The following is a 25,881-nucleotide window of genomic DNA, read 5'->3' as shown; positions in this document are numbered from 1 at the left end:
GCCAGATGCCGGACGTCTGCGGCGGTTCGGTCCGAGATCTGGCGTGTCGGCCCCCGGTTTTTGGGGGGATGGGGGGGGTCTGGGATGGGGGTCTGGGGTTGGGGTTGGGGGGCCTGGGGCGGTGGGACGGGGATTCCTACCGGTCGCAGAGACGACGAAGGGGCGGATGCCGCACGCATCCGCCCCTTCGCCGTCTGTCGTCGCTCAGGCGACGCCGAACAGCGCCTCGATCGGCCCGCGGGCGAAGAAGATGACGAAGCCGACGCCGACGACCCAGAGCAGCGGGTGGATCGTCTTGGCGCGGCCGGAGAAGGCGTTCACGACGATCCAGCTGACGAAGCCCGCGCCGATGCCGTTGGCGATCGAGTAGGTCATCGGCATCACGGTCGCGGTGAGGAACACCGGGAGCAGCACGCGGAAGTCGCTGAGGTCGATGTTCTTGATCTGCGACAGCATGAGCGCGCCGACGAGGACCAGAGCCGCGGCGGCGACCGCTCCGGGCACGAGGGAGGTCAGAGGCGTGAAGAACATCGCGATCAGGAACATCGCACCGGTGACCACCGTGGCGAGACCGGTGCGCGCGCCCTCGCCGATCCCGGCACCGGACTCGACGAAGACCGTCGCGGACGACGACGAGGTGCCACCACCGGCGATCGCTCCGAGCCCCTCGACGACCAGGGCGGACTTGATGCGGGGGAAGTCGCCCTTCTCGTCCGCCAGGTCGGCCTCCTTCGCGAGACCCGTCATGGTGCCCATGGCGTCGAAGAAGTTGGAGAAGAGCAGGGTGAAGACGAACATCACCAGGGCGACGCCACTGACCTTGGCGAGGTCGAAGCCGAAGTCGACCTGTCCGACGAGACTGAGGTCGGGCAGTCCGACGATGGCTCCGGTGAGACCGAAGTTGAGGCCGAACGGCCAGATGGCGTTGACGATCGCGCCGAGCACGGTGCCGCCGACGAGGGCGATGAGGATCGCTCCCTTCACGCGCAGCGCCATGAGCACGCCGCCGAGCAGCAGGGTGATCACGAACAGCAGGGTCGGCAGCGAGGCCACGGAGCCGCCGATGCCGAGATCGACGGGGGGAGAGGGGTTGTTGGTCGCGGTCACGAAGCCGGCGTTCACGAAGCCGATGAAGGCGATGAACAGGCCGATTCCGACCGTGATCGCCAGCTTGAGCTGCACGGGGACGGCGTCGAAGATCATCTTCCGCAGGCCGGTGGCGGCGAGCAGCACGATGATGACACCGTTGATCATGACCAGCGCCATCGCCTCGGGCCAGGTCACCGTCCCGACGACCGAGAAGGCGAGGAACGCGTTGATGCCGAGCCCCGCGGCGAACGCGAAGGGCAGACGTGTGACGAGACCGAACAGGATGGTCATGACGCCGGCGGTGAGCGCTGTGGATGCGGCGACGGCGGTGCCGGCGAGTGTGTTGCCGTCGACGTCGGGGGTGTTGAGGATCAGCGGGTTGAGGATCACGATGTAGGCCATCGTGACGAAGGTCACCAGGCCGCCTCGGATCTCGGTGCCGATCGTCGATCCGCGTCTGCTGATCTCGAAGAAGCGGTCGAGCGCGTTGGTGGGCTCGGCCTGGGTCGTGGCGGGGGACGGGGCAGTAGTCATCGGGGGAACCTCCGCAGGAGACGATATCGTGTCGCCGGCACCGCGCGCGCCCCCGGGCGAGCGAGGGGATCTCGTCGTAGTCTCGATTCGATATGCAACGCCTCCTCGTCGCGCTCCTCGCCGCCTTCGATGCCGCCATCGCCGCAGCGGTCGGCCTCGTGGTCCTGCTGGCGCCGCTCACCCTCCTGTGGACCCTGTCCTTCGGCATGACCGCGGACTGGGGGGCTCTGTGGCCCCTCACCGGAACGCTGTGGCAGTTCGGGCACGGGGTGCCGCTGGATCTCACGGTGGCGGACGACGTGCTGCGCGCGACGGGCATCGCCCCGCAGGCCGCGAGCTTCGCCCTGTCGGTGACGCCGCTGGCCTTCCTGCTGTTCACGCTGCTGTTCGCCGCTCGTTCGGGGGCGCGAGCGGCGAAGGCCGGAGCCTGGGCGCTGGGTGCGGTGTCCGGCACGGCGGCCTTCGGTCTCATCGCCACCGCCGTGGCGTTCACCGCGCAGATCTCCGCCGCCCGCACCGACCTCGCGCTCTCGATCGTGCTGCCGACCGCCGTCTACCTCGTGGGCGCCGTGTGCGGCGGTGTGCGCATCGCCTGGGAGGACGGCGACGGAGGGCTGCTCGATCGCCTGCACGACGTCGTCGACTCCTGGGGCGACTGGGGACCGGTCGTCGGTGCCTCTGTGCGCGGCACGGCCTTCGCCGTGCTCGGCATGATCGCCGTCTCGGGTGTCGCCGTCGCCGTCATGACCCTGGCACGCGGCAGCGAGGTGGTCGCGCTGTTCCAGGCCGCTCGCGTCGACGCGCTGGGGGCCACGGTGCTCACTCTCGGACACCTCGCCTATCTGCCCACCATCCTGGTCTGGACGGCGTCCTGGATCGCCGGGCCGGGTTTCGCGGTGGGCGTGGGGACGGCCGTGTCGCCGGCCGGCACGCAGCTCGGCGTCGTCCCCGGCATCCCGATCCTGGGCCTGCTTCCCGAGAACACCTCGATCTGGATGCTCATCGTCGTGATCCTGCCGATCGGCGCGGGTGCTCTCGCCGGGTGGGCGGTGCGTTCCCGGCTCGTGTGGGAGGGCACGCCGCTGGCGACAGGACCGCGGGCCGCGATCGCGATCGGCATCGGCGCGCTCACCGCGGCCGTCGGAGCTGTCGCCGCGGTGCTCGCGAGCGGCTCGATGGGCCCCGGACGTCTGGCCGAGGCCGGTCCCGCCGCGGTGCCCTTCGCTCTGGCGCTCGGCGGCGAGGTGCTGCTGGGCGCAGCCATCCTCCTGCTCTCGCCGCGGAATCGCGACGAGCTGGCCGAAGAGCGCACCGACCGCTGGGTGGCCGAGATGACCGCCGCGGACCTCAGCTTCGGCGGCCGCGCCGATCTGCCGATCTCGGACACGGTCCCGACCGGTCTCTCCCCCTACGACACCGCGCCCCTGGACGACCTCGGCGGCTTCCGGCCCCCGACGCGGGAGCCCGCCGACCCGCGCGACTGACATACGCGTCGGCGGGCGCGCGGCGCTTCGGTAGACTGGGCGCGTGCTCACGGTCGCCGTTCTCATCTCGGGCACCGGCTCGAACCTTCGCGCCCTCCTCGAGGCCGCTCGTCACCCCGATTTCCCTGCGCGGGTGGTGGTCGTCGGTGCCGACCGCGAGGCCGACGGACTGGCGCATGCGGAGGAGTTCGGCATCCCCAGCTTCACCGTCCCCTGGCACGAGCACGGGTCCCGCGAGGCGTGGGGCGAGGAGCTCGGACGTCAGCTCGCCGTCTGGAACGCCGACCTCGTCGTGCTCAGCGGCCTCATGCGTCTGCTGCCCGCAGGGCTCGTCGCCGATCTCTCGCCGCGTCTGATCAACACGCATCCCGCGTATCTCCCGGAGTTCCCGGGCGCGCACGGAGTGCGGGACGCCCTCGCCGCCGGTGTCACCGAGACCGGCGCCAGCGTGATCGTCGTCGACGACGGCATCGACACCGGACCGATCCTCGCTCAGGAGCGGGTGCCGGTCCTCGACGACGACACCGAGCACACCCTCCACGAGCGCATCAAGCCCGTCGAACGCCGACTCCTCATCGACGTGGTGCGCCGCATCGCCACCGGTGAGCTGTCGCTGACCGCCGCATCCTGAACCGATCCACGCACGCCCCCCTCGCACGAAGGAGCCCATCATGGCCGGCCCCCGCCACGACCACTCGCTGTACCGCGATCGCGACACCGTCCCCGTCCGCCGCGCGCTCGTCTCGGTGAGCGACAAGACCGACCTGCTCGTGCTCGCGAAGGCGCTCGCCGCCGCAGGCGTGCAGATCGTCTCGACCGGGTCGACGGCATCGACCATCCGCGAGGCCGGCTTCGAGGTCACCGACGTGGCCGCGGTCACGGGTGTCGCCGAGATGCTCGACGGCCGCGTCAAGACGCTGCACCCGAAGATCCACGGCGGCCTGCTCGCCGACCTGCGCCTCGAGGACCACGAGCATCAGCTCGCCGACCTCGACATCGAGCCCTTCGAGCTCGTCGTGGTGAACCTCTACCCCTTCGTCGAGACGGTCGCCTCGGGTGCCGAGGGCGACGACGTGGTCGAGCAGATCGACATCGGCGGACCGGCGATGGTGCGCGCGGCGGCGAAGAACCACGCGAACGTCGCGATCGTGGTGTCGCCGCAGTCGTACTCCGGCATCATCTCGGCCATCGAGAACGGGGGCACGACGCTGACGCAGCGACGCGAGCTCGCCGCACGCGCCTTCGCGCACACGGCCGCCTACGACACGGCCGTCGCCGCATGGTTCGCCGAGGGCACGCTGGGCGAGGGCGAGGACCTGCCCACGCACCTCACCATCCAGGCCGAGCGCCTGGCCACGTTGCGCTACGGCGAGAACGCGCACCAGCGCGGCGCGATCTACACGCGCGTCGGCGGACACGGCATCGCGCAGGCCCGCCAGCTGCAGGGCAAGGAGATGTCGTACAACAACTACGTCGATGCGGATGCCGCGCTGCGCGCCGCGTACGACATGGTCAAGCCCGCGGTCGCCATCATCAAGCACGCCAACCCGTGCGGAATCGCCACGACCGCTCCGAACGCGCTGGACCCGATCGCCAGCGCGCACCTGCGCGCCCACGAGTGCGACCCCGTGTCGGCCTACGGCGGCGTGATCGCCGCCAACGGCACCGTCACGCTGAAGATGGCCGAGAACCTCAAGGACATCTTCACCGAGGTCATCGTCGCGCCCTCGTTCGAGCCGGCAGCCCTCGAGGTCTTCAAGGCGAAGAAGAACCTCCGTCTGCTGCAGCTGCCGGAGGACTGGCAGCAGGAGCGCATGGACGTGCGCCTGGTCTCGGGCGGCCTGCTGCTGCAGGACGCGGATCGCTTCCCCGACGACATCGTCTCGGTGGCGAAGAACTGGGAGCTCGTCTCGGGTGAGCGCCCCAGAGACGAGGAGATGGAGAACCTCATCTTCGCCTGGAAGGCGTGCCGCGCCGTCAAGTCCAACGCGATCGTGCTGGCCAAGGACAACGCCACGGTCGGCGTCGGCATGGGCCAGGTCAACCGCGTCGACTCGTGCCGCCTCGCGGTGGAGCGTGCGGGCGACCGCGCCGTCGGCTCGGTCGCGTCCTCCGACGCCTTCTTCCCGTTCGCGGACGGCGCCCAGGTGCTCATCGACGCGGGGGTCACGGCGATCGTGCAGCCCGGCGGATCGGTGCGCGATGAAGAGGTCGTGGATGCCGCGCGCAAGGCCGGCGTGACGATGTTCTTCACCGGGGAGCGTCACTTCTTCCACTGAGCCGCGCGGCCGTCGACGACGGCCGGCGCTCAGAACACCACGATGGCGGACATCGCCACCGTCGATGCCGCCATCGTGGTGTGATGCAGGCGGTGGCGCCAGGACCGTTCCGAGCGCAGCGCGATCACCGAGAGCAGAGTCGTTCCCAGTCCGAGAGCGATGCCGAGCGCCTGCGGCATCCCTGCGCCTCCGCCGTGCGCGTGCGCGTGTGCGGAAGCCATGACCGCGCCGGCGACGTCCGTCGCAGGGATCGTCGCCATCAGGAGGATCAGCGCCGCAGTCGTGACGAGACCCAGAGCGAGGTGTGCCGACAGCATCCCGCCTCCCGCCGGGCTTCGATCTCCGAGCGCCGCCGGTACCCGACAGCGGATCGCGAGAGCGATCGCGGCGGGCAGCATGACGGCGAACCAGACGACGGGCGGGAGCAGCGCGACCGTCATGGAATCGCCCATGCCGACCAGCATGAGCACGGCGGCGGCGATCTCGGGAGCGCCGACTCCACGCCGCATACCGATCAACGACCCCGCTCCGATCGCCGCCAGTGCCAGGGCGGCGAGGTGCAGGACGTCGGTCATCGGGCGGATACGGGACGCACGTCGCTCAGGATCCCCACACGACGCCACTCGGCGTCGACGACGTCGGCCGGCGACGCGGCGGCGAAGGAGAGAGCCCCCGTCGCGACGTCGAGGGCGACCGTGAGCTTGGTCTCCCAGCGGAGGTGCTCCGGCTGTTCGGGCCTCGCTCGCACCGAGATCGGCGCGTCGGGGATGGCTCCGAACGCGAGGGCCCGATCACGATCATTCACGATCCGCGCAAGATCTGCGGCATCCGTCAGACACCGGTATCGAGGGACGCTCGTGGTCTCGTACGGAGAGTACTCGCCCGCGGCGAGCGCCTCATCGAGGAAGTGGTTCGTGTGGGCCAGCGTGCGCCCGCGAGGCACGGGCAGCACCGCGATCCCCGCGGGGGAGACCTCGACGGCAGCGGCCTCGGGCGCCCGGCCGTCGAAGGCCGCGATCGTCAGCACGCTGGACGCGGCGAGGGGGACGCTCCGGGCGATCTCGACCGCCTCGGCGACCGTCGACGCGCGGTCGAGGATCATGCGGGCGAGCACGTGCACCGGCACCCCCGCCTGCGTCGCGTCGGATCGGTGGTGGAGGATGTTGAAGTGCAGCCCCAGGCCGCGGTCGTTCACGCCGATCTTCGCCGGTTGCCCGAACTCGCAGAAGGTCACGACACCTGTTCCGGATGCCGACCGCAGACGCCGCACGACGGTCTCGTTCGAAAGAGTCTCGTGCCAGTCCCAGGTCTGCAGCGTGCGGGGCGCGCTCGCCTCGTCGGGCACGTACACGACCGTCGAGCACTCCATCGACGGCGTCATGCGCGCCAGGATCTCGGTGCGAGCGGTCAGCAGGTGCACGTCGGTCAGCGACAGACCGCTGCCGTCGGCGATCCCGACGAACTCGTCGGCGATCTCGGGGGCGTGGGCCTCGGTCATCGTCCGGCATTCATCGGCGATCGCTCGGGCGCGCTCGGCCGGAACACCGGATTGGGCGAAGAGCCTCAGGTACGAGTCGCGGGCCGCAGCGAGCTGAGGCGACCAGTGGGCACCGAACCGGCGTCCCTCCTCCTGCGGCTCGCCCGCCTCCGCAGACCACTCGTGGACGATCACCGGTCTCCTCCGATGCGCTCGACGAGCTCGGCGACGTCCCCGTAGGGGCAGCCGCGTGCGCGGGATGCGGCGGCGACGCGCTCGCGCACCTCGAGGGGTTTGTCCTGGCTGACCTTGAAGACCGCGCGCTGCTCGATGATCTCGAACCGGAACGACACGATCCCCCCGACGATGCGCTCGAACGTGGGCAGCGAGCTCTGCATGTCCCACGCCGTCGGCTCGAGGCTCTCGAGCTCCTCGACGGTGCGTGTGACGACGTGCATGCCGTCGCTCTCGCCCTCGAGAACCGTCGCCCTGGCCGTCAGGTGCACGGCCGCATAGTCCCAGGTGGGCACGTTGGGATCGTCGGCGTAGGTGGTCGGCGAGACGTAGTCATGGGGGCCGGAGAACACCAGCAGCACCGAGTCGCCGTCGGTGATCTGCTGCCACTGCGGGTTCTTCCGCGCGATGTGGCCGAGCATCTCGCCCCCGACGAAACCGCCGTCCGGCGCCATCCGCTCGATGATCACCGGAGTGTGCGTGACCGTGGGGGCGCCGGCCGCGCCGCCGCCGTTCGTCACGACGAGTGCGAACGGGTGCCGGCGGACCAGCTCGGTGACCTCGTGCTGGGACGGGGCGAGGTACTTCTCGAACTCGTACACGGTCAGCCCGCTGCGCAGAGGATCGCGTCCCACGCCGTCTCGCCCGCGAGGGTGGCGACGGCGGTGGAGTTCAGCGAGAGCCGGCCCCGGGACGTGCTCGGGTTCTCGGGCAGCGCGACCTCGTCGGTCGTCAGCGCGAAGAGAGTGTCGCCGTCGAGCGGGGTGTGGAAGGGCTGGATGCCGCGGTGCATCGAGCTGTGCACCTGCAGGCCGAACTGCCTGAGCTCGGTGTCGGTGAGCTGCACGTTCGTGACGACGGCCGTGATCGTGGTGTTGCCCGACATCGAGTCGACGAGTCGGGACTCGCCGATCGCCTCTTCGTAGTCCAGGGCCGGGTGGCGGCGCTCGCCGGTGTTCGCGTCGTAGTTGCCGCGGACGATCCTCCCGGAGCGATCGAGGATCACCCCGTACGGGTTGAGCACCGTCACGACGAGCACTTTCACATCGCCCACCTGACGGAAGGCGACACCTTGGCCGGTGAACTCCACCCGCGCGGGATCGACCTTTCCGGACGACGCCGAGGCGCCGCCACCGACGCGGCCGACCTCGACGACGCCCTGACGTGCGGCGTGCAGGGCGGCCTTGCCGAGCGCGGTGTCGGGGAAGACGGAGTTCTCGCGCACCGAGTAGTCGTAGATGATGGCACCCGACACGAGCTGCAGCTGGTCGAAACCGGAGCGGTGCTCGGCGCGCTCGAACAGCGCCTCCGACACACCGGCGACGGCGGAGAGGCCGTACACCGAGCCTCCCGCGAGGCAGATGGCGTGGTTGTATCCGTACAGGCCGCTGGCGCCCACGGCACCTCCGCGGCGGTCGGAGAACGTCCGGGCGCCGGCCGGGATCGACAGCACCGTCGCTCCGGTCGGACCTTCGGCGTACTCGGCCGTTCCGATGAGCACGCCGGGGAAGTCGTACTCGACCTGCCCGCGATCGGTGCCGTGCACGGGGGAGAGGGCGTAGTCGTCGTTGGATCGGCGCGGTCCTGCGGCGAGGACGGGGGCGAGACGGTGGGTGTCGGTCACGATGAGAGCTCCTGGAACAGTTGACGCGAATAGGGATGGCTGGGCAGGTCGTAGAAGACCTCGGTCGGGGCGTGCTCGACGATCTCGCCGCTGCGCATCACCGCCACGTGATGGGAGATGTAGCGCACGGCTGCCAGGTCGTGCGAGATGAACAGGGCGGCGAAGCCGTGCTCCGCCTGCAGGTCCTGGATGAGGTTGAGGATCTGCGCCTGCACCGAGACGTCGAGCGCGCTGACGGCCTCGTCGAACACGATGAAGGCCGGATGGGTGACGAGCGCACGCGCGACGCTCACTCTCTGCAGCTGCCCGCCCGAGAGCTGGTGGGGCCGACGCGCGGCGAACGAGGCCGGAAGGCCGACGCTCTCGAGCATCGCCAGTGCGCGCTCCTCGGCCGCCGGCGTGCGACGCTCGTGCACGAGGACGGGTTCGAGCACCGACGACAGCACGGTCGAGCGGGGGTCGAGCGCCCATCGCGGATGCTGCAGGACCGCCTGCATCCGTCCGGCGCGGGATCGCAGGCTCCTGGCGAGAGGGGCTCCCTCGAACCTCACGGTTCCGGAGTCGGGGTGCTGCAGTCCGAGGACCACGGTCCCCGTGGTCGTCTTGCCCGAGCCGGATTCGCCGACGAGGCCGAGCGTCTCACCGGGCGCCACCGAGAACGAGACGCCGGCCATCGCCCTGACCTCCCGCCTGCTCGCGCCGAAGCCCGACGTGAAGGCGACGCTGACGTCGTCGAGTTCGACGGTGGGGGTCACCGAGGACGCGGTCATGCCGGCACCTCCTCTTCGGGGATGAGCCCTGCTCGCCGATCCGCCAGCACGAGATCCGCGGCGCGGATGCAGAGGCTGTGCCGCGGCGGCACGGGCTCCGGCCGAACGATCTCGCACGCATCGATCCGGTGAGCGCAGCGGGCGGCGAACGCGCATCCCTCCGCCTCGCCGTGCAGCACCGGCGGGGAACCGGGGATGCTGGAGAGCCGTTCTCCCCGCTTCGCACGCGAGGGGTCGGTCGCCGCGAGAGCTCGGGCGTACGGGTGCACCGGGGTGCCGAGCACGGCGGAGGCCGGACCGCGTTCGACGACCCTGCCGGCGTACATCACGGCGACCTCGTCGCACCAGCGTGCGACCGCCGGCAGATCGTGGCTGAGCCAGAGGATGGTCGTGCCCTGCTCCTTCGCCTGAGCGAACAGCAGCCGGATGACCTCTTCGCGCACCTGGCTGTCGAGTGCAGCGGTCGGCTCGTCGGCGATCAGCAGCCGGGGTCGGCGGCACATCGCCATCGCGATGGCCACGCGCTGCGCCATCCCGCCGGAGATCTGATGGGGGAAGAGGCGGATGACGCGCGCAGGATCGGTGATCTGCATGCCCTCCAGCAGCTGCATCTGGCGGCGGGGAGAGCCGTCGTCTCCGACGGCGCGGAGCACGAGCTTCAGCTGGGCACCGATGCGCATCGTCGGATCGAGCGAGCCGATGGGATCCTGCGCGATGTAGGCGAGCGTGTGTCGGCGGTACTCGCGCAGCGCATCGTCGTCGAGACCGAGCACGTCGGTCCCGTCGACCTCGAGCCGGCCGCTCACGATCCTGGCGGAACGCGGCTGCAGGCGGCCGATGACGGCGGCGAGCGTCGACTTGCCGGACCCTGACTCACCCACGATCGCGACGGAGCTGCCGTCGGCGACGTCGAGGTCGACCCCGTCGAGGGCCCTGACCGTGGTCGCGCCCGTGAAGTCCAGGGCCAGATCGCTGATGCGTACGGCGGTCATCGGAGGGACCTCGTCTCTCGCGGTTCGAATCGGTCACGGAGCCCGTCGCCGATGATGTTGATGCACAGGATCGAGACCACCAGCACGGCGCCGGGGACGATCACGAGCGGGGGAGCCTGGGTCATGTACAGCATCCCCTGTTGGATGAGCAGACCGAGGGAGGCCTCAGGGGCCTGCACGCCGAAGCCGAGGAAGCTCAGCCCTCCCTCGACGAGGATCGCGACGGAGAGCGCGTAGCTCGCCTGCACGGCGATCGTGCCCGCGATGTTCGGCAGCAGCCGGCGGACGAAGATCACCGGGGTCCGGACTCCGCTGATGCGCGCAGACACGATGAAGTCGCGTTCGGACACCGCCCGGGTCGCGATGCGCACCACGCGGGTCATCAGAGGGATCGTGATGACGACGATGCTGATGATGGCCGCCGGTCGACCGGGGCCGAGCAGGGCGGAGACGAGGATGGCGAGCACGAGAGCGGGGAACGCGTAGAGCACGTCGGCGACGCGCATCACCGCCTCGTTGACAGCGCCGCCGTAGTAGCCGGCGAGCATTCCGAGCGCCGTGCTGACCGCCGCCGAGCAGACGACCGCGACGATGGACACGACGAGGGTCGTCGCCGTGCCTTGGAAGAGTCGGGGGAGGAGCGAGCGTCCGAGGTTGTCGGTGCCGAACGGCGCGAGCGCCGACGGGCCCTCCAGTCGGCCGCCGACCGTCGCGGTGGTCGACCCGGCGAGGCCGGTGAGCTCGGCGATCACGGTGAGCACGACGACGAGGCCGAGCACGACGATCGCGGTGCGCAGCACGGCGTCGCTGCGGCGCCAGGCGCCGCGCGTCGCGTCGCCCGCCGCACGGACGCGGTGCGTGGCTGTGGGGGCGATGGTCATCGGCGGCTCCCTCCGGTCAGGCGCAGACGGGGGTCCAGCGCGTTGGCGATGAGGTCGACGAGGAGGCTCGCGACGATGAACACGATGGCGGCGAGCAGCACCGCGCTCTGGACGATCGCGTAGTCACGCCGCCCGAGCGCCGTCTGCAGGTATGAGCCCATGCCGGGGATGTTGAACACGAACTCGACGATCACGGTGCCGCCGAGGAGGACGGCGACGAGGGCGCCGACGATGGTGAGGATCGGGGCCGCGGCGTTGCGCAGCACATGGTGACGGATGATGAACCAGGGGGTCTCGCCCCGGGCCACGGCGGCCTGCACATGCGGTTCGACGAGGACGTTCATGACGGCATCCCTCGTGTTCCTGGCGACGACCGCCACACAGCCGACGGCCAGGACCGTGACCGGCAGGACGAGCGCCCCGAAGAAGCGCGCGGGGTCGACGTCGAACGGGGCGAACCTGCCGACCGAGACGCCGAGCCCCAGCGTCGAGACGGCGAAGACCACGACACCCGCGAGGAGGAACTCCGGGATGCTGATGCCGAGAGCACTGACGATGCGACCGGCGGCTCCGGCCGAGCCCTCCGATCGCAGGGCCGCGACGAAGCCGAGCGGGATGCCGACGAGCAGGGTGACGATGATCGTCAGCAGTGCGATCGTGGCGGTGACGGGCAGACGGGCCGCGAACTCGTCGGTGACCGACACGTTCGAGACGAACGAGTATCCGAGATCGCCGGTGAGAACGCCGAACAGCCAGTGGAAGTACTGGGCGACCACCGGGTCGTCGAGTCCGGACTCGGCCACCGCCTGGGCCCGCTGCGCGTCGGTGGCGAGCGGACCCAGGACGAGGTCGATGTAGTCGCCCGGCATGAGACGGACGGACGCGAAGATCAACACCGAGACGATGACCAGCGTCACCAGTGCGGCGCCGATGCGCCGGAGCGACCACAGAGCGACAGCCATGTCAGCTGGCGCGGAACTGGGTGATGTAGCGCAGGAAGTCGCCGTAGCCCTCGTCGCTGCCGAGCGTCGGTGACAGCGATTCGGTGTTCCATCCGATCGTGGACGGACGCAGCACCAGCGGCACCATCTCGCTCTGCTCGTCGGCGACGGCGCAGAGGTTCTCGAACACGGCGGCCCGGTCGGCCCCCGGCTCGGTCGAGTAGCCGTCGGCGATGAGTCCGTCGAGCTCGTCGGAGCCCTTCATGAAGACCGCCGAGAAGCCGGCGACCTCGGGATTCCACCACGTCGTGACCATCGCCGGGTCCGCGTAGCCGGCGAACCAGCTCAGCGCGAGATCGAAGGTCGCCGGGCTGCCGTAGACCTGATCGGAGTACGTGGCGTAATCGACCTGCTGGATGTCGACGGTCACGCCGATCTCGGCGAGGTTCTGCTGCATGACCTGAGCGATCTGTGCCAGGACGGGCTCGTCGGTGTACACGACGAGGTCGAGCTCGAGGCCTCCGATCCCGTCGATCACGGCCTTCGCCGCGGCGACGTCGTGAGCGGCAGAGGGGAGGTCCTCGGCGACGCACGAGTCGGGGAGCCCGGCCGGGGTGACCCCTGTCGCGGCGGTGGAGCCGCCGAACGCGAGCTCGTTGATCGCGTCGCGGTCGATCGCGCTGTTGATGGCGAAACGCACGTCTGCATCCTGCAGCGCCTCGTCGCCCGTGAGCGAGTTGATCATCAGGTAGTGGAAGTCGGTGTTCCTCTGCCCGACGACGCTGACGTCCTGCGCGTTCGCGAGGAGCTCCGCCGAGTCGATGGAGTTGAGCACGGCGAAGTCCGCCGATCCGTCTCTCAGCGCGGCGGCCCTCGTCGCCTCATCGCCGACGATGTCGATCGTCAGCGTCGAGAAGCCCAGCGCGTCGGCATCGGGGTGGTGCTCGTTCGGCTCGAACATCCACTCCTCGTCCTGTCGGTGCGCAGTCGCGACGAGAGGACCGGTGCCGACCATCTCGGTGGTGATGTCGATCTCGCCCGCCTCGATCTCAGCCATCGGCAGGACGGCGGCAGGGGTGTTCGCCAGGGCGGCGAGGAACGGGGCGTAGGGCTCCGACAGGGTGACCGTCACCTCGAGGTCTCCGGTCGCCTGGACGGATGCGATCGGCCCGAGCTGACCCGTCCACGTCGTCGGAGTGTCGAGCAGACGTTGCAGGCTGCCGACGACATCGGCGGCCGTCATGGCGCGTCCGTTCGAGAACACCGCGTCATCGGCGAGCGTGAAGACGTACTCGGTGTCGCTCGGCGTCTCCCACGAGGTGGCGAGCGACGGTGCGACGTCGAGGTTCTCGTCGATCGTGGTGAGGGTCTCGTACGAGAGCCCCTCCAGCATCCATGAGCGTGCGGTGGCCGCTCCCTGCGGATCGAGGCCGCTGGCCTCTGCGGTGTCGTAGTCGACCTGGACGACGAGGTCGCCGCCGCCGTCGAACGCGTCGTCGGCGACGGCGAGGAAGCCGGGCGCCACCTCATCCTGGGTCGGCTCGGTGTCCGGTGAGGCGCCGGCGGCGCATCCGGTGAGTGTGAGGACGGCGATGGCGGACATCGCCAGCCCCGCGCGAGCTGCTGTGTGCATGTCGGTGTTTCCCTTCGGGATGCCGGACGACGGCGGATCAGCCGTGGTGCGACGACGGGCGGACAGAGAGGTGATGCAGGTGGTGCTCGGGGTTCGCAGAGCCGATGTCCTCGTGAGCGCAGGCGCATGCGGTGGGGGAGGCCGGGACGTCCAGGGTCGGGTTCCGGTCGAAGAAGTCGTGGGGTTTGAGGGTGAATCCGCACGTGTCGACGGGCATGATCGGCCAGTCCTCGGTGCGGGGGAAATGCGTGAGACCGAATGTGTGCCAGAGCACCAGGTCGGCGCCGTCGATCGATGCGTCGTCGGCGACGAAGGCGGGAAGGCCCTGCTCGGGTGCGCTCTGATTGACGACGTCGCCGGCGGGGTAGCGCTCGTCAGGGTCGTAGGCGGTGACCCACAGGTCGGATGTCGCGAAGCGCGCACGCGACGCGATCACCGACTCGGGCCGGGCGAGCAGCACGGGCTTGCCCTCCGGCGTCAGGACGTAGGAGGTCGGTCGGCCCAGGCGGTTCTTCGCGGTCGCGCTGCTCACGCGCCAGGTGCGGTCGACCGTCGCGTTGGCGCGACGGCGTCCTTCCTGCTCGCTGCGCAAGCGGGTCGCGGTGAATCCGATGGCGCTGCCGTGCGTGTTGTCGTCGTCGATCGGCAGGGCTCCGACATCGATCTCGTCGATCACGGCCGGGCCGTCGTCGACCGCCATGTCGAGACGGGCGCAGAACAGATGCTGGTGGTACGGGGCTGCGAGTCCTGGCGCCAGTTCGCTCGCGAACCGGCTGGTGCGCTCGTCGTAGGCGGCGGTGAAGACGAGCCCGGTGGCCTTGGCCTCGAACTCGATCTTGCCGTCGAGGTAGAGGTACCAGTAGAAGCCGTAGTCGTAGTTGCCGACGGTGACGAAGAACGAGATCACCAGTCGGCGCTGCCGCCGCACGTCGCTCGAGCCGGTGAACTGCTCGGTGTGCTTCCAGAGCACACCCGCATCCTCCTCGTGGATGCAGACGGCGTTGGGCAGGACCTTGACGTTCCCTCGTGCATCGGCGATGGGCACGTCGAGGTAGGTGATGTCGCCGACGCAGTCGCAACCGAGCTCGAGCGCGTTCACCAGTCGACCGAGCTGATACTCGCCGGTGTCGAAGTAGTTCTGCCAGAAGCGCACAGGGCCGGGGTCTCCGTAGGGCACGAGCATCTCGGCGATCGAGGCGCGGTGCACGATGGGCCGCACTCGCCCGTCGTCCTCGAATCCGATGCCGTGCAGGATGAGACCTTCACGCATGTCGTAGCCGACGCGCAGCGACCACTTCTCCCAGGAGATGACATCGCCGTCGAACGAGAAGCTCGGACCCTCCGGCTGCGTGATGACGATCGGCTTCTGCGTCGTGCGCTCGGGACCGAAGGTGCCGGGCACGTGATAGTCCGCGGTCTCCTGAGGGATCGGCATCACGCCGACATCGATGACATCGGCGACGGTTCGGGACGCGAGGTCGACGTACGCGACGAGGCCGTCGATCGGGTGCGCCCACGGCATGGTCTGCGGAGTCGGCTGGTGGTGTCCGAGCACGCGTGCGAGCCGGCGTCCGCTCTCGCCCTCGATCGGGTATCGGCCCGCCGACAGGCCCGCGAGCGCCACCGTGCTCGGGTCGTCGATCCCTCGGGCGGAGAGCGCGGTGGCCCAGCGGTCGTCGGCGCCGAGGAGCTCGCGGATGATCGCGTGCTCCTCCTGCAGCAGCGGCACCTGGCCGTCGAGGTCGGGGTCGATGTCGGCGTCCTTCGCGAGAGTGCCGGAGGCGAGATCCACGCAGAGCGCCCTGGCGCGTCCGCTGTCGACATCGAGGAGCTGCACCCTGGCGCGGCGAGGGACGGCTCGGCCGGCGGTGACCGCGGCACGGTCGGGTTCGTCGAGGCCGAGGTAGGCGATGCGGTGCTCGTCGTCGAGGGCGCCGTGGGCGCGCAGGATCTCGGCGACGCGCTGCAGCTCGTCCGCCGAGAGCGTCGCATACGGCGCACCGGACTCATCGCCGAGTCGGCGCGAGCGCTGGACGTGGTCGGACGAGGAACAGCTGCAGTTCATGAGGTCTCCATCGGAAGTCGGTGCCGGAACGTCTGCGTGCCGGAACGTTCCGGCAAAAGTATGCGAAAAGCGTGTTACGGCGCAAGACCCGATGTGTTTCGAGTGGATTACGGGTTGCTCCGTGTGGTTAGACTCGGCCGCATGCAAGAGCCACGACGCGCCAGATTGATCGATGTCGCTCGGCGCGCGGGGGTCGGGAAGACCACGGCGTCCGACGCGCTCAGCGGCGGCGGTCGCGTGTCTCCGGCCACGCGGGAAGCCGTGCTGGCCGCGGCCGCCGAGCTGGGATACTCGGTCAACACCGCGGCGCGACACCTGCGCGGCGGTGCGATCGGCACCATCGGGATCGTGCTCCCCGAAGTCGTGTCCCGGTCGTCGTACTACATGGCGTTCACCTTCGGAATCGTCACGAGCGCGGCCGCGCACGACATCGACGTGACCATCGTCAGTCCGTCGGCCTCCTCCGGTCGTTCCCGGCCCATCCGGGCGGACGGGTTGATCATCGGCGACCCCGTCTCGGGTGATCCGGGATTGCCGTCGCTCATGGCGTCCGGCATCCCGATCGTCACGCAGGAGCATCTGCCCGACGACGTCGAGGGCGTGCCCGACGGTGTCATCTGGTCGTCGCACGAAGCGGCGATGCTCCGACTCCTCGACGAGATCGACACCACCGGGGCGCAGCATCCCGCGCTGCTGGTCGCCCCGGAGGCGACGGACTGGTCGCGCCAGCTGGTCTCCGGCTATCGGAGCGGGTGCGCGGCGCGCGGCCTCGAGCCGGTCATCGCACCGATCTCGTTCGAGGCGCCGTGGCACGCGGTTCGCGAGTCGACCGAACGGCTGCTGCAGACGAATCCCGACACCGACGTGATCATCTGCGGACCGGACTCCAGCGCGATCGAGGTCGTCGCCGTCCTCGGACGCCTGGGGCGCACGATCGGCGAGGACATCACGGTCGTCTCGTGCGTGGACCATCCGTCGCTGCCCTTCCTGACTCCATCGATCACCTCGATCGATCTGCGCCCCCGTGACTCGGGGGTCGCCTGCGCCGAGCTGCTCATCGATCTGCTCGACGGCCGGGCGGCGTCGGGCACCGATGTCGAGTTCCCGATCGCGGTCGTCGCGAGGGAGTCCACCTCGCAGGTGCTGCGGGTGCGCCGGTGAGCGCGCCCCTCGAGGGGATCGTCGTCGCAGACTTCTCTCGCGTGCTCGCGGGTCCGCTGGCGACCATGACCCTCGCCGATCTCGGTGCCAGGGTCATCAAGGTCGAGAGACCGTTCACGGGTGACGACACCAGGGCGTGGGGGCCGCCCTACGCCGAATCCGGGATCACGACGTACTTCGAATCCGCCAACCGCGGCAAGGAGTCCGTGACTCTCGACCTCACCGTTCCGGGCGACGTGGCACGCGCGCGCGAGCTGATCGCGAGGAGCGACGTGGTGATCGAGAACTTCCGGCCGGGGCTCTTCGCGAAACTCGGATTCGACGGGGACGCGCTCGTCGCCCAGCACCCGGGTCTCGTCTACGTCTCGGTCAGCGGCTTCGGCCTCGGGGCCGGCGCCGCGCTTCCCGGATACGACTTCGTCGCCCAGGCGGTCGGCGGCCTCATGCACATCACCGGCGAGACCGACGGCGAGGCGATGAAGGCCGGTGTCGCCCTCGTCGATGTGCTCACGGGCAAGGATGCGGTGATCGGCATCCTCGCGGCGCTGCGCAGACGGGAGCTCACCGGGCGTGGTTCGAGGATCGACGTCAACCTGCTGTCGAGCCTGCAGGCGGCCCTGGTCAACCAGATGTCGGCGCACCTGGGAGCCGGTGCCGAACCCGAGAGGCTGGGGAACCGGCATCCGTCGATCGCTCCCTACGAATCGCTGCGATGCGCGGACGCGCCGATCGCGGTCGCCTGCGGCAACGACGCGCAGTTCGCGCGGATGGCGACCGAACTCGGATGCCCGCAGCTCGCCGCCGATCCGCGGTTCCTTCGGAACTCCGACCGCGTCGCGCATCGCGAGGAGCTCGTCGCCGAGCTCGAGTCGTCGCTGTCCGCAGACACGGCTGCGGCGTGGGCCGCGAGGCTGAATCGCATCGGCGTCGCGGCCGGTGTCGTCAATACGATCGGCGACGGGATCGCGCTCGCCGAGGAGCTCGGGCTCGACCCCGTGTGGGACGCCGTCGGCACCGACGGGCGTCGGTCGACGCAGATCCGCTCACCGCTCACCTGGTCTCCGGCGATCCCGGTGAGCGCATCCGCACCCCCGCGACTCGGCGAGCATGACGAGTCCGTGCGGGCATGGCTGGATGCCGATCGCTAGAGCCCGCGATCGCGGAGCGCGAGCCACAGCTCGGCGGCGACATCGGGGTCATCGAGCGAGGCGTCGAGCATCTTCTCCGCGGTGGTGATCCGCGGCCGGATGGTGTTCCGATGCACGCCGAGATCCCGTGCCGTCCGCTCGGCCTGATGGCGATTGCGCAGGTAGGCGATGACCGTGCGCCGCAGTTCCGGCTCCGTGCGCGCGAGCAGGTCGGCCCAGCGTCGTGACCGAGAGCCCGGATCGATGCGAGCCTCTGCGCCGGGATCCGCGCGGTGGAGGGCCATGACCCGGGCGGCTGCGGCAGAGACGTCCTCCAGGGCGACCGGCCCGCTGAAGACTCCGGAATCGGGCGTGGCGTCCGCGTCCGCATCCGCGGAGATCAGGGTGAGATGCACTCCGTGATGGGCGCTCCCGGCACCGAACCCTCCCTCGACGGTCGAGGCGACGCCGGCCAGAACCCGGAAGAGCATCGGCATCTCGATGCCGGCGGCGGTCGCGAGTGCGCGCGCGGCTGCGGGCTCGCCGCGAAGCGCGAGTTCAGCCACCCACGCCTCGGGCGCCGGGCCTCCGCGTTCCCGCGCGCTCAGCAGTCGCAGCAGGGCCGTGGCGGTGAGGGCGAGCTGGCGGTCCGCGCTGCCGAAGGGTCTGCCCGCTCCGAGCGCGAGCGCCCCGCGGGTGCGTTCGCCGTCGGCCACCGCGTGCGCGACGACCGTCGACCCGTGCGACACGAACGACGCGGCCTCGACTCCCGAGCGCAGAAGGGACCTCTCCACGTCGGCGCGGACGGAAGGCAGCATGCTCTCGAGAGACGGCGGATGCAGGATCCCCGCCGAGCCGCCACGACCTATCGGCAGCCATGCGACCCATCCGCCGATCGCCTGTGCCATCACCCGGACGACGGCCGTGATCGGATCCGCTCCGGCTGCGGCCTGCACGAGCCGGGTGTGGGCGTGCGCGGTGCGCATCGCCTCCTCCTGGCCCCCGCGACCCGCGAGTGACCAGAATGCTCGGGAGACGTCGAGGAACGGGACTCCGTCGGGCACCTCGAAGATCGGCACACCGGTCGTGCGGCATCGCTCCACCAGCGCGGACGGAGCATGCTCCCACCCCTCGCCGAGACCGATCCCGATCGCGCCGATGCCCTGCTCGGCGAGTCGGTCGACGTAGACGTCCGCAGAGCCGGCGTGCAACGGGATGCCGGTGGTGAGCAGCAGTTCGCCACCGTCGAGGTAGCGGCCGGGGTCATCGAGCTCGGAGACATGCACTCCGGTGATGCCGCGCGCGGCGTCGAACGGTGCGAGAGGGCGCAGCGAGGCGCCCGATGCGAGAGCGAGTTCTCCGAGCGAGACCATGTCGCCATTGTGCAGTATGCCTGATTCACTCGGCAAGACAGGGCGATGTGTCAGACGCGACGCCAACCCGTCGCCCTAGCGTCGACCTCATGACCACCGCTCCGCATCTGCTCACCGAGATCCCCGGCCCGCGATCGCGCGAGCTCCACGCTCAGCGCACCGCCGCCGTCGCGTCCGGGTTCGGAATCGCCCTCCCCGTCTTCATCGCCCGCGCGGGCACCTCCACTCTCGAGGACGTCGACGGCAACACGCTCATCGATCTCGCCTCCGGTATCGCCGTGACCAGCGTCGGCGCGGCGAACCCCCATGTGCGTGAGAACGTCGCCGCCCAGCTCGACCTCTTCACCCACACGTGCTTCATGGTGACCGAGTACGAAGGGTTCGTGCGCGTGGCCGAATGGCTCAATGCCCACGTGCCCGGCGACTTCGACAAGCGCACCGCCCTGTTCAGCACGGGAGCGGAAGCCGTCGAGAACGCGGTGAAGATCGCGCGGGCGCACACCGGCCGACCCGGGGTGCTCGTGATCGACGAGGCGTACCACGGCCGATCCCTGCTGACGATGGCGATGACCGCCAAGGAGCACCCGTACAAGACCGCGTTCGGCCCGTTCCCGCATGACGTCGTGCGGGGACCGAACGCCAACCCGCTGCGCGGTGAGGGTGCCGATGCCGCGCTCGCGGAGATCGAGCGGATCGTCGTCGAGCACGGCCCCGAGCACTTCGCGGCGCTCGTCGTCGAGCCCATCCAGGGCGAGGGCGGATTCATCGTCCCCGCCGAAGGGTTCCTCCCGGGGCTCCGCCGCATCGCGGACGCCCACGGCATCGTGCTCGTCATCGACGAGATCCAGAGCGGCCTGGGCCGCACGGGGCGCCTGTTCGCGAGCGAGCACGAGGGAGTCGCCGGCGACATCACGCTCACGGCCAAGGCCCTCGGCGGCGGGCTGCCGCTGAGTGCGGTCACGGGCCGTGCCGAGATCATGGACGCCGCCCACCCGGGCGGCCTCGGGGGCACGTACGCGGGCAATCCTCTCGCCTGCGCCGCGGCGCTCGCCGTGTTCGACGTGCTCGAAGATCCCCAGCTGCTGCCGGGGGTCGAGCGCATCGAGAAGACGATCCGTGCCCATCTCGAGCCACTGCTCGCCGACTTCCCGGTCATCGCCGAGGTGCGAGGGCGAGGAGCCATGATGGCGATCGAGTTCGCCGACCCGGACACGCTCACGCCGCGCGCCGACCTCGCTCAGCGGGTCGCCGCCGCCTGTCACGCGGCGGGCGTGCTCACCCTGACCTGCGGCACGCACGGCAACGTCATCCGCCTGCTCCCGCCTCTCGTGATCGAGCAGGACGTGCTCGACACCGGGCTCGAGATCCTCAGCCGTTCCATCCGCTCCATCGCCGCCGAGGAGGCTGCAGCATGACCGCCGTTCCCGACCTTCTCGACTTCGACGAGATGCTCAGCGACGACGAACGGGCGACGCGCGATCGCGTGCGCGCTTTCGTCGATGCCCGCATCCGTCCCCACATCGCAGACTGGTACGACCGCGCGATCTTCCCGACCGAACTCGTGCCCGAGCTGGCCGAGCTCGGACTGCTCGGCATGCATCTCTCGGGATACGGGTGCGCCGGCCGCAGCGCGGTCGAGTACGGATTGGCTGCGATGGAGCTCGAGGCGGGCGACTCGGGCCTGCGCACCTTCGTCTCGGTGCAGGGTTCGCTCGCGATGAGCGCGATCCACAAGCACGGCAGTGAGGACCAGAAGCAGGAATGGCTGCCTCGCATGGCACGCGGCGAGGTCATCGGATGCTTCGGACTCACCGAGCCCAACTCCGGTTCCGATCCGTCGAGCATGACCACGTTCGCGCGTCGCGACGGCGACGGGTGGGTGATCAACGGAGCGAAGCGGTGGATCGGCCTCGCCTCGATCGCGCAGGTCGCGATCATCTGGGCGCAGACGGATGACGGCGTTCGCGGCTTCATCGTGCCCACCGACTCCGACGGGTTCGTCGCGACGCCGATCGCGCCGAAGCTCTCGATGCGCGCATCGATCCAGTGCGACATCACGCTCACCGACGTGCGCCTGCCGGCGAACGCACAGCTGCCGGATGCTCGCGGCCTCCGCGCGCCGTTCTCCTGCCTGAACGAGGCGCGCTACGGCATCGGCTGGGGTGTGATCGGCGCCGCGCGCGACAGCTACGCCACGGCGCTGTCGTACTCCCGCACCCGTATTCAGTTCACTCAGCCGATCGCCGCGTTCCAGCTCACCCAGCAGAAGCTCGTCGACATGGCCGTCGAGATCGAGAAGGCCCAGCTGCTCGCTCTGCGTCTGGGCAGGTTGAAGGATGCGGGACGGCTCGCGCCGCATCAGATCTCGGTCGCCAAGCTCAGCAACACCAGGGCGGCCATCGCGATCGCCCGCGAGGCGCGGACCGTCCTCGGCGGCAACGGGGTGTCCGGCGACTACTCGCCGCTGCGTCACGCCGCGAACCTCGAATCCGTGCGCACGTACGAGGGCACCGACGAGGTGCACACGCTCGTGCTGGGCGCGCACATCACCGGATTCTCCGCGTTCCGCGGCACTGTCACCGAAGGAGCATCATGACCGTCATCGCCCTGCGCCACTTCATCGACGGGACCTGGGTCGACGGCGGGGGAGAGCCCCTCGTCGACGTGAATCCGAGCCGCCCGAGCGACGTCGTCGCCGAAGGCCCCGGTGCGTCGGACACGGATGTCGATCGCGCCTATGCGGCCGCCCGCGCGGCGTTCGACGGCTGGCGTCGCACACCGGCACGCGCGCGCGCCGGCATACTTCTCCGCGCGGCGGACATCATCGAGTCGCATCGTGACGAATGGGGGAGGGAGCTGGCGCGCGAAGAGGGCAAGACCCTCGTCGAGGCCGTGGCCGAGACCGGCCATGCCGCGAACATCCTCCGCTTCCACGCTCAGGAGGTGGAGCGTCAGAGCGGCGGTGTCTTCGAGTCTCCGAGCCCGGGCGAGCGCATCCTCGTGATCCGACGACCGGTGGGTGTCGTCGGGGCGATCACGCCCTTCAACTTCCCGATCTCGATTCCTGCCTGGAAGCTCGCTCCGGCCCTGGTCTGGGGCAACACGGTGGTCTGGAAGCCCGCGACGTTCGTCCCCGTGCTCGCGATGCGATTCGCGGAGGCACTCGAGCAGGCCGGTCTGCCCCGGGGAGTGCTGAACCTCGTGAACGGCACGGCCGCCGTGGGGGAGGCGATCGTCTCGCACCCGGATGTCGACGCGGTGACCTTCACCGGATCCACGAAGGTGGGCCGGATCATCGCCGCGCAGCTGGCGGCGCGCGGGATCCCGTTCCAGGGTGAGCTGGGCGGCAAGAACGCGTCGCTCGTTCTCGCCGATGCCGACCTCGACGTCGCCGTCGAGCAGGTGGCCGTCGGCGCGTTCCGTGCCGCGGGGCAGAAGTGCACGGCCACGTCTCGGGTGATCGTGCACGACGCGGTCGCCGACGAGTTCCTGCGCCGGCTCGCGGGCCGCACCGAGCGGATGGTGGTGGGCGATGCCCAGGATCAGGCGGTCGAGGTCGGACCCGTCGTCGACGGCGCCGCGCGAGACCGTGTCGCGGCCGCCATCGCGCGCGCTCGGACGTCCGCGACAGCAGTGGTCGCCCCGGAACCGTTTGGGCCCGGCGACCTCGATGACGGCTACTTCATCGCGCCGTCGGTGTTCGAGCTCGACGAGGACGACCCGGGCGAGCTGTGGACGGAGGAGCTGTTCGGCCCCGTGATCGGCGTGCGCCGGGTATCGAGCACCGCGGAGGGGATCGCGCTCGTCAACGACAGCGAGTACGGCCTCTCGACCGCGGTCTTCACGACCGGTCTCGCGGACGCACTGAGCGCGATCGAGGAGATCAGGGTCGGAGTCGTGCACATCAACTCGGCGTCGGCCGGCGCAGATCTGCACGTGCCGTTCGGCGGCAGCGGTGCGAGTGCGCTCGGCCCGAAGGAGCAGGGGGCCGCAGCCCGGGAGTTCTTCACCGAGACGGCCACTGTGTATCTGAAGGGCTGATCCCGGCGGGAGCGGATGCCTCCACTGCCGTGTCCGATTTCCGCCAGCCGGTGTCGGTTGCGGGTGGCAGAGTGGAGGCATGAGCCTGGCCGTGACCGACTTCGACGAGCGGTACCGTGCGATCAGTGCGCGCGACACCCGCTTCGACGGGCAGTTCGTGACCGCGGTGCGCTCGACCCGCATCTACTGCCGTCCCAGCTGTCCGGCGCGCACGCCCAACCCTGAGAACGTCACCTTCTATCCGACCAGCGCCGCGGCCCACGAGGCCGGATTCCGCGCCTGCAAGCGCTGCCTCCCCGAGGCCGCTCCCGGGTCGCCCGCGTGGGATCTGCGCGGCGACGTGGCGGCGCGGGCGATGCGGCTGATCTCTGCCGGTGTCGTCGAACGCGAGGGGGTCGCCGGCCTCGCCGCGCGCCTGGGGTACTCGACACGGCACCTCGCTCGGCTGCTCTCGACCGAGCTCGGTGCAGGTCCTCTCGCCCTCGCCAGAGCGCATCGGGCGCACATGGCGCGGATGCTCCTCGTCGGCACCGACATGCCGATCTCCGAGGTGGCGTTCTCGGCCGGTTTCGCCAGCATCCGGCAGTGCAACGACACGATCCGCGAGGTGTTCGCGCTCACCCCCGGCGAGCTCAGGGCGCGACGGCGCGTGCCGGGAGCGGTCGTGCCGGGTGAGATCGATCTCGTGCTTCCGTATCGCGGCCCGCTCGACGCAGGCGGCATCTTCGACTGGATGGGGGCCCGGGCCGTGGCGGGGGTCGAGGTGGCCACCTCCAGCTCGTTCTCCCGGCACCTGCGGATGGCCGGGGGACCCGCCTGGTTCGAGGTGAGCCTCGACGGGGCCGAGCGCCTGCATCTGCGCGCCCGGGTCGCGCAGCTCGGCGACCTGGCGCCCCTGGTGTCCACGGTGCGGCGGATCTTCGACCTCGACGCCGATCCGTCGGCCGTCGATCAGGCACTCGGCACGCATCCGGAGCTCGCGCCGCTGGTCGCGCGCACGCCCGGCATCCGCGTGCCGGGATCCGCAGATCCGCACGAGATGCTGATCCGGGCGATGATCGGTCAGCAGATCACCGTCGTCGCCGCGCGCACCGCGCTCACGGCGCTCACCGAGGCCCTGGGGGAGCGCACCGAGCAGGGACTCCTGTTCCCGACCATGTCGGCGATCGCCGAGCACGGCGCCGAGGTGCTGCGAGGGCCGCGGGCCCGCATCCGGGCGATCGTGGGGGCGGCGGCGGCGCTCGCCGACGGATCCCTCACGCTCACCGTCGGAGACGACGGCGCCCAGCAGCGTGCGGCGCTTCTCGCCATGCCGGGGATCGGCCCGTGGACCGCCGACTACGTGCGGATGCGTGTTCTCGGAGACCCCGACATCCTGCTTCCCGGCGACGTGGCGCTGCGCGCCGGTGCGGCGGCCTCGGGCCTGCCGGGAGATCCGATCCCGCTGGTCGCCTGGGCCGAGCGTGCCGCTCCGTGGCGCAGCTATCTCAGTGCTCACCTCTGGCGCGCGGCGCCGGTGCGTCCGCGACGCACATCTCAGAGATCCGTTCCGAAGGAGACATCATGACCGCCCTCATCCAGACTCTGGACACCCCCGACGGGTCGTTCACCATCCTCGCCGACGAGCGCCAGCGGGTGCTGGCGTCGGGGTGGACCGCCGATCAGGGCGCGATCATCGGGCGTCTCTCGCCGTCCGCGCAGCCGTCCACCCTCGCCGAGGGCGAGACCGATGCCGCGGCCGCCGTCCTGGCTTTCTACGCGGGTGACCTGTCGGCGGTCGACACGGTCGCCGTCCACCAGACCGGCACCGCGCTGCAACTGGCCGGATGGGCGGCGCTGCGCACGATCGCACCGGGGGAGCCGTTGACCTACACGTCGTTCGCCGCGCATCTCGGCAACCCCCGGGCGGTCCGCGCTGCGGCGTCGATCTGCGCCAGGAACGCGCCCGCGCTGTTCGTGCCGTGCCACCGGGTGCTGCGCTCGGACGGCACCATGGGCGGGTTCGCGTGGGGCACGGGCGTCAAGTCGAGCCTGCTCGAGCGGGAGGCCGGGCGGAGCTGACGCGGCGATTCTCAGGGAATCGGGAATCTCTCTTGCGGTCAGCTGGTTCACAGGAATAGGCTGGTGGGCTGTCGCACCGACCGGACGACATAGCCGAGCCCCTGAGGAGGACACC

At 70.3% G+C, this 25,881-nt stretch carries 22 protein-coding genes; 10 read left to right on the top strand and 12 right to left on the bottom strand.

The features are described 5' to 3' along the window. Positions 1 to 204 precede the first annotated feature (204 nt). Positions 205 to 1,623, bottom strand: a complete 1,419-nt coding sequence (locus tag ABTZ43_RS07790; RefSeq protein ID WP_056412109.1) for an NCS2 family permease — start codon at positions 1,621 to 1,623, stop codon at positions 205 to 207. Between the two features lie 92 nt (positions 1,624 to 1,715). On the opposite strand from ABTZ43_RS07790, the gene ABTZ43_RS07785 reads away from it, so the two are divergent. The 3 genes from ABTZ43_RS07785 to purH are packed head-to-tail and all read left to right on the top strand — an operon-like array spanning position 1,716 to position 5,386. Then, positions 1,716 to 3,107, top strand: coding sequence for a cell division protein PerM (locus tag ABTZ43_RS07785; protein WP_350538407.1), 1,392 nt, complete (start codon positions 1,716 to 1,718; stop codon positions 3,105 to 3,107). Between the two features lie 43 nt (positions 3,108 to 3,150). Beyond that, complete coding sequence (purN, locus tag ABTZ43_RS07780) at positions 3,151 to 3,738, top strand: phosphoribosylglycinamide formyltransferase (RefSeq protein ID WP_056418785.1); 588 nt, start codon at positions 3,151 to 3,153, stop codon at positions 3,736 to 3,738. 40 nt (positions 3,739 to 3,778) lie between these two features. Next, entirely contained in the window at positions 3,779 to 5,386 is a 1,608-nt protein-coding gene (gene purH, locus ABTZ43_RS07775; protein WP_350538406.1) for a bifunctional phosphoribosylaminoimidazolecarboxamide formyltransferase/IMP cyclohydrolase, read from the top strand. Positions 5,387 to 5,415: 29 nt separating this feature from the next. Here purH and ABTZ43_RS07770 read toward each other — a convergent pair whose 3' ends face one another. Genes ABTZ43_RS07770 through ABTZ43_RS07725 form a run of 10 tightly spaced genes read right to left on the bottom strand, consistent with a single transcriptional unit; the run spans position 5,416 to position 16,003 of the window. Continuing rightward, positions 5,416 to 5,961 (bottom strand): hypothetical protein, encoded by a 546-nt coding sequence (locus ABTZ43_RS07770; RefSeq protein WP_350538405.1) that lies wholly within the window; start codon positions 5,959 to 5,961, stop codon positions 5,416 to 5,418. Continuing rightward, positions 5,958 to 7,058 (bottom strand): C45 family autoproteolytic acyltransferase/hydrolase, encoded by a 1,101-nt coding sequence (locus ABTZ43_RS07765; protein ID WP_350538404.1) that lies wholly within the window; start codon positions 7,056 to 7,058, stop codon positions 5,958 to 5,960. Before ABTZ43_RS07765 ends, ABTZ43_RS07770 begins: the two co-directional genes overlap by 4 nt. Beyond that, on the bottom strand, positions 7,055 to 7,732 hold the full coding sequence (locus tag ABTZ43_RS07760) for an FMN-binding negative transcriptional regulator (RefSeq protein ID WP_350538403.1): 678 nt from the start codon (positions 7,730 to 7,732) through the stop codon (positions 7,055 to 7,057). Before ABTZ43_RS07760 ends, ABTZ43_RS07765 begins: the two co-directional genes overlap by 4 nt. Then, the gene (locus tag ABTZ43_RS07755; protein ID WP_350538402.1) at positions 7,702 to 8,721 is read right to left on the bottom strand and encodes a P1 family peptidase; all 1,020 of its coding nucleotides are present in this window, start codon (positions 8,719 to 8,721) and stop codon (positions 7,702 to 7,704) included. Before ABTZ43_RS07755 ends, ABTZ43_RS07760 begins: the two co-directional genes overlap by 31 nt. After that, positions 8,718 to 9,491: an ATP-binding cassette domain-containing protein gene (locus ABTZ43_RS07750; protein WP_350538401.1), complete on the bottom strand. Its 774-nt coding sequence runs from the start codon at positions 9,489 to 9,491 to the stop codon at positions 8,718 to 8,720. The genes ABTZ43_RS07755 and ABTZ43_RS07750 overlap by 4 nt, the downstream gene beginning before the upstream one ends. After that, positions 9,488 to 10,483, bottom strand: a complete 996-nt coding sequence (locus tag ABTZ43_RS07745; RefSeq protein ID WP_350538400.1) for an ABC transporter ATP-binding protein — start codon at positions 10,481 to 10,483, stop codon at positions 9,488 to 9,490. The genes ABTZ43_RS07750 and ABTZ43_RS07745 overlap by 4 nt, the downstream gene beginning before the upstream one ends. Then, positions 10,480 to 11,364: an ABC transporter permease gene (locus ABTZ43_RS07740; RefSeq protein ID WP_350538399.1), complete on the bottom strand. Its 885-nt coding sequence runs from the start codon at positions 11,362 to 11,364 to the stop codon at positions 10,480 to 10,482. Before ABTZ43_RS07740 ends, ABTZ43_RS07745 begins: the two co-directional genes overlap by 4 nt. Further along, positions 11,361 to 12,326 carry an ABC transporter permease gene (locus ABTZ43_RS07735; protein WP_350538398.1) on the bottom strand — a complete coding sequence of 322 codons (966 nt, stop codon included), beginning with the start codon at positions 12,324 to 12,326 and terminating at the stop codon, positions 11,361 to 11,363. The genes ABTZ43_RS07740 and ABTZ43_RS07735 overlap by 4 nt, the downstream gene beginning before the upstream one ends. Before the next feature lies 1 nt (position 12,327). Next, the gene (locus tag ABTZ43_RS07730) at positions 12,328 to 13,938 is read right to left on the bottom strand and encodes an ABC transporter substrate-binding protein (protein ID WP_350538397.1); all 1,611 of its coding nucleotides are present in this window, start codon (positions 13,936 to 13,938) and stop codon (positions 12,328 to 12,330) included. Positions 13,939 to 13,975: 37 nt separating this feature from the next. Continuing rightward, a complete protein-coding gene (locus tag ABTZ43_RS07725) occupies positions 13,976 to 16,003 on the bottom strand; it encodes a primary-amine oxidase (RefSeq protein ID WP_350538396.1) in 2,028 nt (675 codons plus the stop codon). A gap of 141 nt (positions 16,004 to 16,144) precedes the next feature. On the opposite strand from ABTZ43_RS07725, the gene ABTZ43_RS07720 reads away from it, so the two are divergent. Next, entirely contained in the window at positions 16,145 to 17,164 is a 1,020-nt protein-coding gene (locus tag ABTZ43_RS07720; protein ID WP_350538395.1) for a LacI family DNA-binding transcriptional regulator, read from the top strand. Then, positions 17,161 to 18,312, top strand: coding sequence for a CaiB/BaiF CoA transferase family protein (locus tag ABTZ43_RS07715; protein ID WP_350538394.1), 1,152 nt, complete (start codon positions 17,161 to 17,163; stop codon positions 18,310 to 18,312). Before ABTZ43_RS07720 ends, ABTZ43_RS07715 begins: the two co-directional genes overlap by 4 nt. Here ABTZ43_RS07715 and ABTZ43_RS07710 read toward each other — a convergent pair. Beyond that, a complete protein-coding gene (locus ABTZ43_RS07710; protein WP_350538393.1) occupies positions 18,309 to 19,664 on the bottom strand; it encodes a PucR family transcriptional regulator in 1,356 nt (451 codons plus the stop codon). The genes ABTZ43_RS07715 and ABTZ43_RS07710 overlap by 4 nt on opposite strands. Before the next feature lie 89 nt (positions 19,665 to 19,753). Here ABTZ43_RS07710 and gabT point away from each other — a divergent pair, with 89 nt between their 5' ends. From gabT to ABTZ43_RS07685, 5 genes are all read left to right on the top strand, one after another. Beyond that, positions 19,754 to 21,079 (top strand): 4-aminobutyrate--2-oxoglutarate transaminase, encoded by a 1,326-nt coding sequence (gabT, locus tag ABTZ43_RS07705; RefSeq protein WP_350538392.1) that lies wholly within the window; start codon positions 19,754 to 19,756, stop codon positions 21,077 to 21,079. Continuing rightward, positions 21,076 to 22,260: an acyl-CoA dehydrogenase family protein gene (locus ABTZ43_RS07700; RefSeq protein ID WP_350538391.1), complete on the top strand. Its 1,185-nt coding sequence runs from the start codon at positions 21,076 to 21,078 to the stop codon at positions 22,258 to 22,260. Before gabT ends, ABTZ43_RS07700 begins: the two co-directional genes overlap by 4 nt. Next, positions 22,257 to 23,705: an aldehyde dehydrogenase family protein gene (locus ABTZ43_RS07695; protein WP_350538390.1), complete on the top strand. Its 1,449-nt coding sequence runs from the start codon at positions 22,257 to 22,259 to the stop codon at positions 23,703 to 23,705. The genes ABTZ43_RS07700 and ABTZ43_RS07695 overlap by 4 nt, the downstream gene beginning before the upstream one ends. Before the next feature lie 79 nt (positions 23,706 to 23,784). Then, the gene (locus ABTZ43_RS07690; RefSeq protein ID WP_350538389.1) at positions 23,785 to 25,272 is read left to right on the top strand and encodes a DNA-3-methyladenine glycosylase 2 family protein; all 1,488 of its coding nucleotides are present in this window, start codon (positions 23,785 to 23,787) and stop codon (positions 25,270 to 25,272) included. Beyond that, positions 25,269 to 25,766 (top strand): methylated-DNA--[protein]-cysteine S-methyltransferase, encoded by a 498-nt coding sequence (locus ABTZ43_RS07685; RefSeq protein WP_350538388.1) that lies wholly within the window; start codon positions 25,269 to 25,271, stop codon positions 25,764 to 25,766. The genes ABTZ43_RS07690 and ABTZ43_RS07685 overlap by 4 nt, the downstream gene beginning before the upstream one ends. Positions 25,767 to 25,881: the final 115 nt, after the last annotated feature.

Origin of the sequence: Microbacterium sp. NPDC097977 (assembly GCF_040302605.1) — a bacterium.
Classification (GTDB): Bacteria; Actinomycetota; Actinomycetes; order Actinomycetales; family Microbacteriaceae; genus Microbacterium.
This window is presented reverse-complemented; position numbering and strand designations above follow the sequence as displayed.